The sequence below is a fragment of the Bartonella gabonensis genome (genome assembly GCF_903679515.1).
GTDB classification, from domain to species: Bacteria; Pseudomonadota; Alphaproteobacteria; order Rhizobiales; family Rhizobiaceae; genus Bartonella; species Bartonella gabonensis.
Genome location: NZ_CAHOYM010000008.1, coordinates 13,354 through 26,514 on the forward strand (window position 1 = coordinate 13,354; position 13,161 = coordinate 26,514).

Here is a 13,161-nt window from a genome sequence, read left to right on the forward strand (position 1 = left end):
GTTTGTGGGGCTTTTTTTATGGAGGATTGAGATGAGAAAGATATCCCAAGAAGGACTAGAGCTGATTAAACAATGGGAAGGTTTACGTTTAGAGGCTTATAGAGATACGGCATGTATCTGGACGATTGGTTATGGTCACACCAGCAACGCAGGTCAACCGCTTGTAAAAAAAGGCATGCGTATCACACAAGAGCAAGCAGAAGAAATTCTTCGTGAAGACTTAAAGCAATTTGAGAAGACGGTAGAGGAATCCGTTACTGTTTCGTTAACGAATAGTCAATTCGCGGCATTGGTATCATTTTGTTATAACGTAGGAACGAAAGCTTTTTGTAAGTCAACATTGTTGAAGAAGCTTAATCAAGGGGATTATGAATGCGTTCCAAGTGAACTACAGAAATGGAATAAAGTGGGGGGTAAGCCTCTTGTGGGATTATCCAATCGTCGCGCCGCAGAAGCCGGTTTGTGGGCAAAAGGGTCTTACATTGCTTCAAATTATCAACGGGTAGAAACGAAGGAGGCAACGGGTCTTTTAAAGATAGAGGCGTTAGCGCCGATTATCGGGTCTTGTTCTGGATTTGGCGGTTTTTTGGTCGGCAATGGACCGATTCAATGGGCATTAGCAGGGATTATGGTTTTAGCCGCGTGTACAGGACTAGTGATTGTCGCCAAGCGGTTTAAGGAACAGCGCTTGTGATGTTTTGATCAAAAGCTTTAACAACAGGGAGCACGCTTATGTGGTTGGCAAAATGAGGTGCAAGGAAAGTAAGAAGGAACGAGATCTCTCAGAAACAGAGCAACGGCTGCTTCATGAGATGATAGAAACCTATCAAGGCTTAAAGATGATGTCACGCATCATGAAGTGGTTAGCCTTCATTGTTTTTATGTTTGTCATGGATTTTTCCCGTTTCATGGACGCGCTAGGAAATAGCTTCTCACATTTAAAAAAATGGATAACCAAGAGTTAGAGACAATCTATGTTTGATATACCGCATAGAATTAGATTTTTAAAAACTCATAATGGAGATGCCAGTTTAGAACAAGATTGCCTCTTAACATCAACAATGAATCGTCAATGGCAAAAAATTTTTAATAATCTTCTCATAGCTAGCTATCATTCTCGTAAAAAAAATAAAGTAAAAAATCCAGATATTAGTTTTCAGAAGGATGTGATTGATTTTTCTGATAATGACGTGATTGAACAACGTATTGCGTTGATTAGTTATTATTTGTCTGATTTCTTCAAGGAAGATTTTGATGATTGCTATATTGCAAGATGCTATAGTTCTGGTAGCTTTGACGATTTTTATTTCGTAGCAAAAGTAAACGGTTTTAGTTTTCCACTTCATTTAGGAAACAAGAAATACCGTAAGATTTTTCATTCTAAAATTATCCAATTCTCTCGTTAAAAAGGAGTTTTGATTCGCAATAATTGAAGAAATTTTTGAAAAGATTTGTTAGAATCAGAAGGAATGTTTCTTCTCTAACAGGACTTTTTATATGCTTACATCTTTTGGTAAAATCTTACGTAAACTTCGCGTTGATCACTCAGAACGTCTCTTAGATATGGCTGATAAATTAGGTATATCTGTAGCATTTTTATCTTCAGTTGAGATTGGCAAAAAATCCGTACCCATTGGTATGGAAGACAAGATTATAGAGCTGTATGCCTTAGATCAAGAGACAGCTTCTTTGTTAAGAAAGGAAGCTGATGTTTGTCGTAAGAATTTTACAATGAAATCTTCTAATTCATTGCAACATGAAACTATTGGTACGTTCGTTAAGAACTTAGAAAATTTTTCACCACAGGACTTAACAAGATTTAAAAAATTGTTAGAGAAATTCGATAAAAAAAGAAGCGTCCTATAGAGGCATATTGCAAAATCCTATYCCCYTACKTTTATTCGGAAATCCCTTACTGTAAAAAAGATTTATAAATACAGTAAGTTATTTTTATATAAAACTTACACTTTATCCGTGAATGGTATAACGGGAAAGATTCTAGGAAGTGTATAAAATTTATAAAGACTACCTCTTTACGCTGCATAAAAAAGCAAGCGGGTACCATCATACATTTTGCTAACTTCCAATGTTGCCGACCAGCGCTTGCCACTTGAGATAGTTCATAAGAGGTGTTTTTAGTCCTCTTGTATCGTACACCATTCTCCCCGTTGATGACGTGCCAGCAAACGATTTTGATTGATTCAATATCAACAGATTTGAAATGAGAAAATACTACGATATTTGGATCTCTCCTTCAACATGAAAAACAACAAATTATTATTATAAATCAATGTGATGATTCTATCATGAAAAGAAATCAACAATGCGAAGAGTTTATAAACTTTGGGCATCCAAGTCATTAAAACGCGTTAAAAATGCGTTTTCAATTTGTTGGGTAGAGGAGGGGTGTAAATTCAGATCATCGGGTGAAAGATTATTGGGAGAGCCAAAATAACGAAGGGCTTCTTCTGTATTAAATCCAGCAAGCGAGATCGCTTCATGATATGCAGCAATACGGTCGGCTTGTTTAATTTTTTTAAAAAGTTTTTGAGAAAGATCAACGGGCAGAGAAAAGCGCATGTGGATCGCATCTTGGATGCGCTTTTCAATACGTTCATATTGTTTTCCTATGACAGCTTTAAAGGGTGAAATGATATCGCCGATGACATATTCTGGTGCATCATGAAGGAGAGCACAGAGACATTCATGATGCGGCGACTGTGGAAAAAGTTTTTGAAATATTTGTTCGACCAAAAGTGAATGTTGTGCAACAGAATAGGCATGCTCTCCTTGTGTTTGACCATTCCAACGTGCCACGCGAGCAAGTCCATGGGCAATATCTTCAATTTCAATATCAAAAGGAGAAGGATTGAGAAGATCAAGTCTGCGTCCAGAGAGCATTCTTTGCCAAGCGCGTGCTTCTCCACTTTTTAATAATTCAGCTTTAGCCATGCGTATTTTCTATCGTATTTTCAGAAAAGGTAAAATTCATATTTTCAGCAATATGTATGGTGACAGGAATGTTTTTTACAGTAAAGGGAATATTATGATCCATAGCATCTTTGACGTGGTCAAGACGCATTAAAGCAAGAGCTTCATTTGCAACACATGTTCCCAAATGCCCAAATACTTTTGTTCCTGCTTCAATACTCGATTGAGGAGGAAGATTACACTGGCTTTTTACAATTAAAAGACGGCGACGTGCTGCACGTCGGTGGTGCATTCGTGAAACAATTTCTTGTCCAATATAACACCCTTTATTGAATGCAAGTCCACTGATTTGATCGTAATTAATATCATGAGGAAAGACTTTGCCGACTTCATAGTCGTGATCACTTTCCGCAATTGCATAACGAATACGCAATTGATTCCATGTGTCGTAATCTTCTGAAGTCCAAAAAGGAACTTTGCCATAGATTCGTGTTATTTTTTCTTGTTGTGGGAAGCGCTTATCAACAAAATTTGAATAAAAATTTAAAGTATCTGATTCATTGGTCCAAAAAACTGTAACAAGCTCTTGTAATGGTTGTGTAATTTCTACTTTTTTACGCAGTTTATAGAGCAACAAGCGCTTGTAGAGTGTATCGGCCAAAGACATTCCAATATCAATAAAATAACCATCATCTTTTTTACCGATAAGAAAATCAGCAAGGACCTTTCCTTGTGGGGATAAGAGGGCGCCAGGGAAAATTTCTTGGGGACTGATTTTTTTTACATCTGTTGTGATCAGGGATTGTAGAAAATCTGTTGCTTCTTCGCCTGTAATTTGAATAATTCTACGGTTTTTTAAGCAAATGGCATTTTGTTTTTCAATCATGGTTCTTGCCTTTCTGCTCAAAGTTACATAATCGATAAGTGAGCAATATGTAAGGAGCGTGGCTATGTTTAAAACATTTGATACAATTTTTAAAGGTGCAACACTTGTGAATCATGATGGAAAAAGCAAGCGTGATATTGGTGTTACAAATGGCCGTATTGCTGAAATTGGCGACCTTACATCTGCCTCGGCTGGTGAGGTGATTGATTGTACGGGGCTTCATATTTTGCCGGGAATTATTGATAGTCAAGTGCACTTTCGTGAGCCAGGTAATGAATATAAAGAAGATTTGGAAAGTGGCTCATATTCTGCTGTGTTAGGGGGGGTTACAGCAGTGTTTGAGATGCCTAACACCAATCCATTGACAACCTCAGAAGAAATATTATGCGATAAGGTTAAGCGCGGATTTCATCGAATGCATTGTGATTTTGCATTTTGGGTTGGAGGAACGCGTGAAAATGCTCATGAACTCTCTGAATTAGAAAGACTTCCTGGTGCAGCTGGAATTAAAGTCTTTATGGGATCTTCTACCGGTGATCTTTTGGTCGATGATGATGAAAGTGTACGTCTTATTTTGAAAAGTATACGCCGTCGTGCAGCTTTTCATTCTGAAGATGAGGAAAGGCTTAAAGAGCGTAAAATACTGCGTATTGAAGGAGATGTCTCTTCACATCCGATTTGGCGTGATGAGGTTGCGGCGTTAAAGTGCACACAGCGTTTGGTAAAAATTGCTCATGAGACGAAAGCACGCATTCACGTGTTACATCTTTCAACAGCAGAAGAAATTGATTTTCTACAAAAACATAAAGATGTCGCAACAATTGAAGTGACACACCATCATTTAACTCTTACGGCTGATGATTATAAGCAGTTTGGTACATTAATTCAGATGAATCCACCTATTCGTGAATCGCGCCACCGTGAAGCTCTTTGGTATGGTGTTCAACAGGGGATTATTGATGTTTTGGGCTCAGATCATGCGCCTCATACCCTTGAGGACAAGCTTCAATCTTATCCCTCTTCACCTTCAGGAATGACAGGAGTTCAAACAACAGCAGCAATTATGTTGACACATGTGAATGCTGGAAAAATGTCTCTTGAGCGTTTTGTTGATCTCACTTCACATGGCCCTAGTCGTATTTTTGGTATCAGTTGTAAAGGACGTCTTGCTGTTGGATATGATGCCGATTTGACCATTATTGATCTTAAACGAGAAGAAGTTATTACGAATAACTTAATTGGTTCGCGTGCCGGTTGGACACCTTATGATGGTCAAAAGGTTAAAGGTTGGCCTGTTGGGACTATTATTCGTGGTATGCGTGTTATGTGGGAAGGTGAAATTGTCACTTCTTCACAAGGAGAGCCTGTTAAATTTATAGAAACTTTGGTGTAAACAGCATAAGTTTTATCCTGTTATGCCAAAAACATCATCTTTTAGAGCGGTGATGTGATATAAGGTATATCAGCTCCCTTGACACATAAATGTTGTTTAGTGTGTGATGAATGTCTTAGGCTTTTTTGTAGAGTTTTAATGAAGCAAATCACATAGGCGGAAAGCAAAGTGGAATTCACGAGAATTTGGGCTATTTACAAACCAGATTGGGTTAAGAATTGCATCCTTTAAGGGGGAAGGAAGCTAAAGAATGATTTTCTACAGAGGAAAAGCATATCAAGGCATTATTCTGCAAAAGTTTTTCTATTTTCTAGAAGACAACTTATTGCTCTCTTCATGAAGGGGGCATCATTGATATCACTTAAATTGAAGGTGATACTTTTTATACAGGTTAATTGCTATACTGCATGAGAAGGTTTTCAGATAAAGTTCTTCCTTCTTTAATATATCTTTGATTGGCTTCAAGGGCTGTTTGTGTACAATGATGATAATTTTCTGAGAAAGCACGATACGCCTCATTGAATGCTTCATAAAAATAAGCGCGTCTTTGTGGAATAGGGTGTTCTGTTTCAATGAGTGCGTTCATATAATCATACCATTGGTTTGTTGGAGGCTCACAAAGATTTTGGAGAAAATGCAGAGATCCTAAAATTTCTGCGAGACGAAGTAATTTTTTCTCATAAGGTGGAGATCGTTGCGCAAAGGTTGGCATTGAAATGACAAGAAATATTAAAACAATGATTGTTCTCAATTTATTACGCATTATTTTTATTGCTTTCTTTGAATAAAACTCTGTACAGATAAAAGAATTGTGTCGTGAGAACAATGTAAAAAATAGGGTTAATTGCGACATTATTCTCAATGATTAATGATAAAATATAGGGCGTAAGAGACAGTAAGGAAGCCATTGTGGAATATTGAAAATACTGATGAAGCTTTGCGTGTTTTAAGATTTGCTTCCTGTAATCTATTTTTCATATAAATATTCTATTGCTTATGAAATTTTTTTCTAAACTTGTTGTCTTCAAGGGGGTAAAAGCTCTCTATCTATAGAATACTTTTGTCCAATCAAATAAAAGAGATTTTTTTATGATAAATTGATGGAGACAGCCGTGAATACAATAGAGAAAGAAGAAGTGACTATAAGGTGAAAGTTTTAGTCTAAACCGTATAATGTGATCATTTAAGATAAGAGACATCTAAAGGAGCGGTGTGTAATATCGTTCACGGAGTATAATGATGAAAGAGTTGCGATTTTATAATACGCTGACACGTAAAAAAGAAAATTTTACACCAATAGATCCGACAAAAGTACGTCTGTATGTTTGTGGCCCAACAGTTTATGATTATGCGCATATAGGAAATGCACGCCCTGTCATTGTTTTTGATATTTTATTTCGCTTATTGCGTCATGTTTATGGCAATGATCATGTTCTATATGCGCGTAATATTACAGATGTCGATGATAAAATTAATGCACGAGCCGCCCACGAATATCCAAATTTGTCATTGAATGAGGCTATTCGTCAATTAACAGAACGTACATATTCTCAGTTTCAACAAGATACAATAGCACTTGGTTGTCTATTGCCAACCAGCCAGCCGCGTGCAACAGAGCACTTAGAGGAGATGCACGCGCTCATCGAAAGATTGCTTGAAAAGGGGCACGCTTATAAAGCGGAAAATCATGTGTTGTTTTCTGTGAACAGCATAAAAAATCCTCCACATTATGGGGTATTTTCAAATCGTTCTTTAGATGAAATGAGGGCGGGGGCGCGTATCGATGTTGCTGCTTATAAACGGGAGGAGATGGATTTTGTTTTATGGAAGCCTTCTGTGGAAGGAGAGCCAGGTTGGGAGTCGCCGGCCGGAATACCTGTTTTAGGTCGTCCAGGTTGGCATATTGAATGTTCCGCAATGTCAATGGCAAAGTTATTAGCGCCTTATGGTGGTGGTTTAACTTGTGATGATCCGATCGCGAATATTTTTGATATCCATGGTGGTGGGCTTGATTTAATGTTTCCTCACCATGAAAATGAGATTGCACAAAGTTGTTCAGCTTTTGGGACGGAGCGAATGGCTAATTTTTGGATGCATAACGGCTTTTTGCAAGTTGAAGGGAAAAAGATGTCGAAAAGCTTTGGCAACTTCATAACCATTCGTTCTGTTTTAGAAAATAATTTTTTGGAATTTAATGGTGTTTTAACCGATGAAATGAAGCAAAATTGGGCGGGTTTGTCTGCACGTTTTTCGATGCTTCAAACACATTATCGTGAACCATTAAATTGGACAGCGCAGCGTTTAATGCAATCGAGCAGTGAACTGTATCGTTGGTATGAATTGCTTCGCAGCAAAAAGAGTATGATGGAAAGAAATGAAGTGATTGATGATACTTTGATAGATGCCCTCAGGGATGATCTTAATACACCAAAAGCATTAACTCTTTTGCGAAAATTTTATAAAGCAGGAGATGCTTTGGCTCTTTCTAATGGGATGAGTTTATTAGGACTATTACGACAAGAATGGGTTAAAGAAATAGACTGCCCATTATTTATAAAAAAAACGTCTCTTGATTCAAAATTTATTGATCAGCGTATTGCCGAAAGACTGCGGCTTATCCATAATAAAGAGTGGGAAGCTGCGGATACAATTCGTGATGAGCTTGCAGCCGAGGGGGTTCTCTTAAAAGATAGTAAGGATCCGCAGAGTGGTGAGCGCATAACCGTGTGGGAAATAAAACGACTCTAATTTCTTTATTCCAGCAGCTTTCATAAATTAAAGGGAGAATATGATGGAGTTTTTATATCATTATGGATATATCGCGCTTAAGCTGGCTGTAGGTCTTGTTGCCTTCCTATTTATTTTAAGAACGACAGGGCGTGGAAGTCTTAGTCAGATGACACCCGTTGATTTGGTCAGTAATTTTGTGATGGGAAGTATCATTGGAGGCGTTATTTATAATCAGAATATTAGTTGCATTCAATTGTTGCTTGTTTTATTAATTTGGCAAGCTTTGATTACCTCTTTTAATTTTTTTTCACGCTATTCAGTTTTTTTTCGTCGTCTCATTGCGGGACGAAATATTGCACTGGTTTTAGATGGTGTATTTCAAATGGAACAGATTAAAAACTTAGGGATCAGTGTGAATGATTTGATTACTATGTTGCGCATTAAAGGCTGTAGTTTACATGAAGCAGCTTTTGTTCATTTAGAAACGAATGGTGATTGCACTGTTATTAAAAGGGACGAGGGGAAAAAATCGACAATTGTCGTAGAAAATGGTGAAGTTATTGATGATGGCCTTAAAGAGATTGGTAAAACAAAAAAGTGGCTTCAGGCAGAATTGAAAAAAAAGCATGTAAAAGTTGAAAATTTATTTGCAGCAGAGTGGTATGAGAATACAGATCAAAATAATAAACTGTATAGTGGATTATTTCTTGTTCCTTTTTCAAAAACAGTCTAACTTCAAACAACGAGTAGGTAGCTTATCTAGAAGCGCAAGAAACTTATAAACAACTACAGGAGGGGGATATTTGGGCTGTTTGTGTGGATGATAGAGAAGTAAGGGCTTTATGAAACGTAATGAAATGACAAAAACTGTATCATCAGATACAGGGAAAACTCTGCACACACTTTACAATTTATGGCCTTATATGTGGCCGGCAGATCGGCGTGATCTAAAAATACGTGTACTGTGGGCAATATTTTATCTTGTTTTGGCCAAGCTCATTCTTATATCTGTACCGTATTTCTTTAAATATTCTACGAATGTGCTTGATGCAAGCTTTCAGCTTCTTGAATGGTTTTCATCCAGTTGGATTATTCCCATCATGCTCGTTTTGGCGTACAATGTTGCACGTATTTTGCAGGCTGGATTAAATCAATTACGCGATTCTCTTTTTGCTACTGTTGGTCAACATGCGGTTCGTCAATTAGCTTATAAAATCTTTGTACATATTCATGAGTTATCTTTACGATTTCATTTAGAACGCCGAACTGGTGGGCTTTCTCGTGTGATTGAACGTGGGACAAAAGGAATTGAAGCAATCGTAAGATTTTCAATTCTTAATACTGTCCCGACAGTTTTAGAATTTATATTAACGGCCCTTGTATTTTACATTAATTACGGATGGCATTATCTTCTCATTGTTGTTGTAACGGTTTTTTTATATACCTTGTTTACTGTTAAGGCGAGTGATTGGCGTATTCGTATTCGGCAACAAATGAATACAGCAGATACTGAAGCAAATATGCGCGCTGTTGATTCTCTTTTGAATTTTGAAACGGTCAAATATTTTGGCAATGAAACTCTGGAAGCCGATCGTTTTGATGCTTCTATGGCAGGTTATGAAAAAGCCGCAACAAAGATTTGGACATCATTAAGCTGGCTTAATTTTGGCCAGGCTCTTATCTTTGGGATTGGAATGACGATCATGATGCTGCTGTCAGCTTATGAAGTTTTTTATAAGACACAAACTTTAGGAGATTTTGTTTTTATTAATGCTCTTTTAATGCAACTTTCCATTCCACTGAATTTTATTGGTTCAATTTATCGTGATGTTCGACAAGGTTTAACGGATGTTGAAGCGATGTTCGATCTTTTAGATATTCCGCAGGAGATCGTTGATAAATCGGATGCTACACCGTTAGAGATAAGCGATGGGACCATTCGTTTTCATCAGGTAAAGTTTTCTTATGATTCAACGCGTCAGATTCTCAGAGATATTGATTTTGAAGTTCCTGGAGGAAAAACAGTCGCCATTGTCGGTCCATCGGGTGCAGGTAAATCAACCATTTCTCGATTACTTTTTCGGTTTTATGATGTTGATGCAGGCTCTATTACAATTGACGGGCAAGATATTCGTGACATAACACAAAAAAGTTTGCGTGAAGCGATCGGCATGGTTCCACAAGATACGGTGTTATTTAATGATACAATTGCCTATAATATTCGCTATGGGCGACCAAATGCGACAGATGAAGAGATTCACAAAGCTGCTGAAATGGCACAAATATCAAAATTTATTGAGAGGTTACCGGAAGGTTTTCAGTCTATGGTAGGAGAGCGTGGACTCAAATTATCAGGGGGTGAAAAACAACGTGTGGCTATTGCAAGAACACTCTTAAAAGCTCCCCCACTGCTTATTCTAGATGAAGCAACAGCGGCTCTTGATACGGCGACGGAACAGGAAATTCAACAAGCATTGGATATTGTAAGCCGTGGACGTACAACATTGATTATTGCACATCGTCTTTCTACGGTTATCAATGCTGATGAAATTTTGGTTCTTAAAAGTGGTCGTATTATTGAAAATGGAACGCATACAGAGCTCTTACGAAAGAAAGGCTTATATGCTTCAATGTGGAATAAGCAGCTTGAAGCATCACAAGCTGAAGAAAAATTACGTAAAATGCGTGAAGAAGATGAGACAGGTATTGTTAATCGGAAAAAATAAATAGGGCAAAATCTAATCTATATCTTTATAGAGAGTGATTGATTAAATACATAAAAGCAAGAGGAACAAAAAGATTTATTGCTTGTTTTAAGTTTAGGATGAATAGGAAATTATATGAGTATTCTACAATCTGTCCATAATAGCTTTGCGCCGATTCACAAAGAAGGCTATCCTTTTATTATAGCATTTTTTGTTATTTCGCTCATTGTTGGTTGGATATGGGCCCCGTTATTTTGGTGTGGTCTTGTTTTCACTGTCTGGTGTATATATTTTTTCCGTGATCCAGATCGTGTGATCCCTTTGAATTCTAATTGGGTTCTGGCACCTGCAGATGGGCGTATTTCATTTGTGGAATCATGTGTTCCACCTGAAGAATTAGGCTTAGGGAAAGATGAAATGATCCGTATTTCCATTTTTATGGATGTTTTTTCATGCCATATCAACCGTATTCCTATCAGTGGTACAGTAGAGTCTATCGTTTATTATCCAGGTCGGTTTACCAATGCGGAGTTTGATAAGGCTAGCCAATTTAATGAGCGGAATGGGGTGGTTATTGATAGCAAACATGGTAAAATTGGTATCGTACAAATAGCAGGGATGTTTGCTCGTCGGATTGTTTGTTGGTTAAAAGAAGATGATGCCGTTATCACGGGAGAGCGATTTGGATTGATTCGTTTTGGTTCTCGCATTGATATTTATATACCAACTGAAATTAAATTGCGTGTTGCTGTTGGGCAGATAGCAATTGCTGGAGAGACAGTTTTGGGTTCTTTTGATGATAACAGTGCCACAACGGATTTCAGATACGATTAGGACCACGCAATGAAAATTTTTTCGCTATTTTCTTCATTCAATCCTGAGGGGCAGCACGATGATGTTGCAAATCGGCGACGTTCACCTACATCAATGCGGTATGTTATTCCCAATATCATTACTATTTTAGCAATTTGCGCAGGGATGAGCAGCATTCGTTTGGCTTTTGAGAATCGCTATGAGGCTGCTATTTTAATGGTGCTTTTGGCCGCAGTTTTAGATGGGGCTGATGGTCGCATTGCACGTTTAATAGATGGTAGTTCATCTTTCGGGGCACAGATGGATTCTCTTGCTGATATTGTCAATTTTGGTGTTACTCCTGCACTTATTGTTTATTCTTTTATTTTGAATCAAGCAAACCACATTGGTTGGGTTGCGGCTCTTGTTTATTGTGTTGCTTGTTGTTTGCGATTAGCGCGTTTTAATGTGATGTTGGATAATGCTGATATACCACAATGGCAGAAAAGTTATTTTGTTGGTGTTCCTGCACCTGCTGGCGCGTTACTCCTTTTATTGCCTACCTATTTAGGCGCTCTTGGTTTGGTCCCCAGTTGGGGGTGGGCATTATTTTTTAGTCTTTATACTGTAATTATTGCTTTTCTTTTGATTAGTCGTTTACCAGTGTGGAATGCAAAGACAATTGATCAAAATTTGAGGCGTGATATTGTTATACCTTGCATGTTGTTCATTGTTATTTATGTCGGTTTTCTTGCGACTTACACATGGAAAACTTTATTGATTACAGCTGTGAGCTATATCATTTTTCTCCCCTATAGTTTTGTCGCTTATAATAAACGCGCTGCTTTAGAAGCTTCTTTAGAAGAAAAAAAGGCTGATGCTAAAGCTATCCAAGAATCATAAAATGCTTCATTCTTCTGTTGAGAAGTACAGGAAAAAGAGAGAGATTCAATGATTTGCGTCTCAGATGATGATCAATGAGGGATATGATAATCCACAAACCGATTTTTACGGACATTAAAGAGTTTTCCAGTTTCTTTTAAATCAGGGGATAGCAAATGAACTATTTTTTTTGCAACCTCTTGTGGTGAGGGGAGCGTTTGTGGATCTTCACCAGGCATAGCTTCAGCGCGCATGGCAGTGCGTGTGGCTCCAGGGTTGACACAATTAATCTTGATAGGGGTTTGTTTGAGTTCTTCTGCCCAACAGCGGGAAATCATTTCTAAAGCCGCTTTAGAGGCTGCATAAGCCCCCCAGAAAGGGCGTGCAACATGTGCAACGCTTGAAGATAACAGGATGGCTCGTCCAGCATCAGATTCACGTAATAAAGGCTCAACGGCTTTCATTAAGCGCCATTGACTGAAAAGATTTATTTTAAAAACATCTTCAAAGACCGTATTTTCTATATGTGCTATGGGTGAGAGTGATCCAAGGGTTCCTGCATTTGCAACGATAATATCGAGTTTTTTCCAGCGATTGGCAATTGAGAGTGCAAGGGCATCGATGTTTTCCATATGATGCAAATCCAGTGGAACAAGGGTAGCAAGAGCCCCTTTTTCTCGGATTTGATTGTCCAATTCAGTAAGTCCACTGACTGTTCGTGCAAGAGCAATAATATGAGCGCCGCGTGCGGCGAGTTCGAGTGCCAAATAATAACCAATACCTCTTGATGCACCAGTAACAAGTGCGACACGCCCATGGAGATTAAAGTCATGCTTTATCAT

14 protein-coding genes are annotated in these 13,161 nt (G+C 38.0%); 10 read left to right on the plus strand and 4 right to left on the minus strand.

What is annotated here, in order from left to right:
• Window positions 1-31: 31 nt before the first annotated feature.
• From bgtA to HWX04_RS02910, 4 genes are all read left to right on the plus strand, one after another.
• Window positions 32-694, plus strand: a complete 663-nt coding sequence (gene bgtA, locus HWX04_RS02895) for a gene transfer agent endolysin BgtA (RefSeq protein ID WP_175868727.1) — start codon at window positions 32-34, stop codon at window positions 692-694.
• Between the two features lie 40 nt (window positions 695-734).
• Window positions 735-965, plus strand: a complete 231-nt coding sequence (locus HWX04_RS02900) for a hypothetical protein (protein WP_175868728.1) — start codon at window positions 735-737, stop codon at window positions 963-965.
• 9 nt (window positions 966-974) lie between these two features.
• The gene (locus HWX04_RS02905; RefSeq protein ID WP_175868729.1) at window positions 975-1,406 is read left to right on the plus strand and encodes a hypothetical protein; all 432 of its coding nucleotides are present in this window, start codon (window positions 975-977) and stop codon (window positions 1,404-1,406) included.
• Between the two features lie 91 nt (window positions 1,407-1,497).
• On the plus strand, window positions 1,498-1,866 hold the full coding sequence (locus HWX04_RS02910; RefSeq protein WP_175868730.1) for a helix-turn-helix domain-containing protein: 369 nt from the start codon (window positions 1,498-1,500) through the stop codon (window positions 1,864-1,866).
• Window positions 1,867-2,334: 468 nt separating this feature from the next.
• Here the strand turns inward: HWX04_RS02910 and HWX04_RS02915 are convergent, their stop codons facing one another.
• Both HWX04_RS02915 and ygfZ read right to left on the minus strand, forming a co-directional pair.
• The gene (locus HWX04_RS02915; protein ID WP_175868731.1) at window positions 2,335-2,952 is read right to left on the minus strand and encodes a YfbR-like 5'-deoxynucleotidase; all 618 of its coding nucleotides are present in this window, start codon (window positions 2,950-2,952) and stop codon (window positions 2,335-2,337) included.
• Window positions 2,945-3,817: a CAF17-like 4Fe-4S cluster assembly/insertion protein YgfZ gene (ygfZ, locus tag HWX04_RS02920; RefSeq protein ID WP_175868732.1), complete on the minus strand. Its 873-nt coding sequence runs from the start codon at window positions 3,815-3,817 to the stop codon at window positions 2,945-2,947. The genes HWX04_RS02915 and ygfZ overlap by 8 nt, the downstream gene beginning before the upstream one ends.
• A gap of 64 nt (window positions 3,818-3,881) precedes the next feature.
• Between ygfZ and HWX04_RS02925 the strand changes: the two genes are divergently transcribed.
• Entirely contained in the window at window positions 3,882-5,210 is a 1,329-nt protein-coding gene (locus HWX04_RS02925) for a dihydroorotase (RefSeq protein WP_175868733.1), read from the plus strand.
• 391 nt (window positions 5,211-5,601) lie between these two features.
• On the opposite strand, the gene HWX04_RS02930 is transcribed toward HWX04_RS02925, so the two are convergent.
• The gene (locus HWX04_RS02930) at window positions 5,602-5,973 is read right to left on the minus strand and encodes a TIGR02301 family protein (protein WP_175868734.1); all 372 of its coding nucleotides are present in this window, start codon (window positions 5,971-5,973) and stop codon (window positions 5,602-5,604) included.
• A gap of 476 nt (window positions 5,974-6,449) precedes the next feature.
• On the opposite strand from HWX04_RS02930, the gene cysS reads away from it, so the two are divergent.
• The 5 genes from cysS to pssA all read left to right on the plus strand — a co-directional run bounded on the left by cysS (window position 6,450) and on the right by pssA (window position 12,340).
• The gene (gene cysS / locus HWX04_RS02935; RefSeq protein ID WP_175868759.1) at window positions 6,450-7,958 is read left to right on the plus strand and encodes a cysteine--tRNA ligase; all 1,509 of its coding nucleotides are present in this window, start codon (window positions 6,450-6,452) and stop codon (window positions 7,956-7,958) included.
• 43 nt (window positions 7,959-8,001) lie between these two features.
• Window positions 8,002-8,673 carry a DUF421 domain-containing protein gene (locus HWX04_RS02940; protein ID WP_175868760.1) on the plus strand — a complete coding sequence of 224 codons (672 nt, stop codon included), beginning with the start codon at window positions 8,002-8,004 and terminating at the stop codon, window positions 8,671-8,673.
• A 109-nt stretch (window positions 8,674-8,782) separates the two neighbouring features.
• Complete coding sequence (locus HWX04_RS02945; RefSeq protein WP_175868735.1) at window positions 8,783-10,666, plus strand: ABCB family ABC transporter ATP-binding protein/permease; 1,884 nt, start codon at window positions 8,783-8,785, stop codon at window positions 10,664-10,666.
• A gap of 114 nt (window positions 10,667-10,780) precedes the next feature.
• Entirely contained in the window at window positions 10,781-11,479 is a 699-nt protein-coding gene (locus HWX04_RS02950; RefSeq protein WP_175868736.1) for a phosphatidylserine decarboxylase, read from the plus strand.
• Between the two features lie 9 nt (window positions 11,480-11,488).
• Window positions 11,489-12,340: a CDP-diacylglycerol--serine O-phosphatidyltransferase gene (gene pssA, locus HWX04_RS02955; protein ID WP_175868737.1), complete on the plus strand. Its 852-nt coding sequence runs from the start codon at window positions 11,489-11,491 to the stop codon at window positions 12,338-12,340.
• 71 nt (window positions 12,341-12,411) lie between these two features.
• Here the strand turns inward: pssA and HWX04_RS02960 are convergent, their stop codons facing one another.
• On the minus strand, window positions 12,412-13,161 hold the full coding sequence (locus HWX04_RS02960; RefSeq protein ID WP_175868761.1) for an SDR family NAD(P)-dependent oxidoreductase: 750 nt from the start codon (window positions 13,159-13,161) through the stop codon (window positions 12,412-12,414).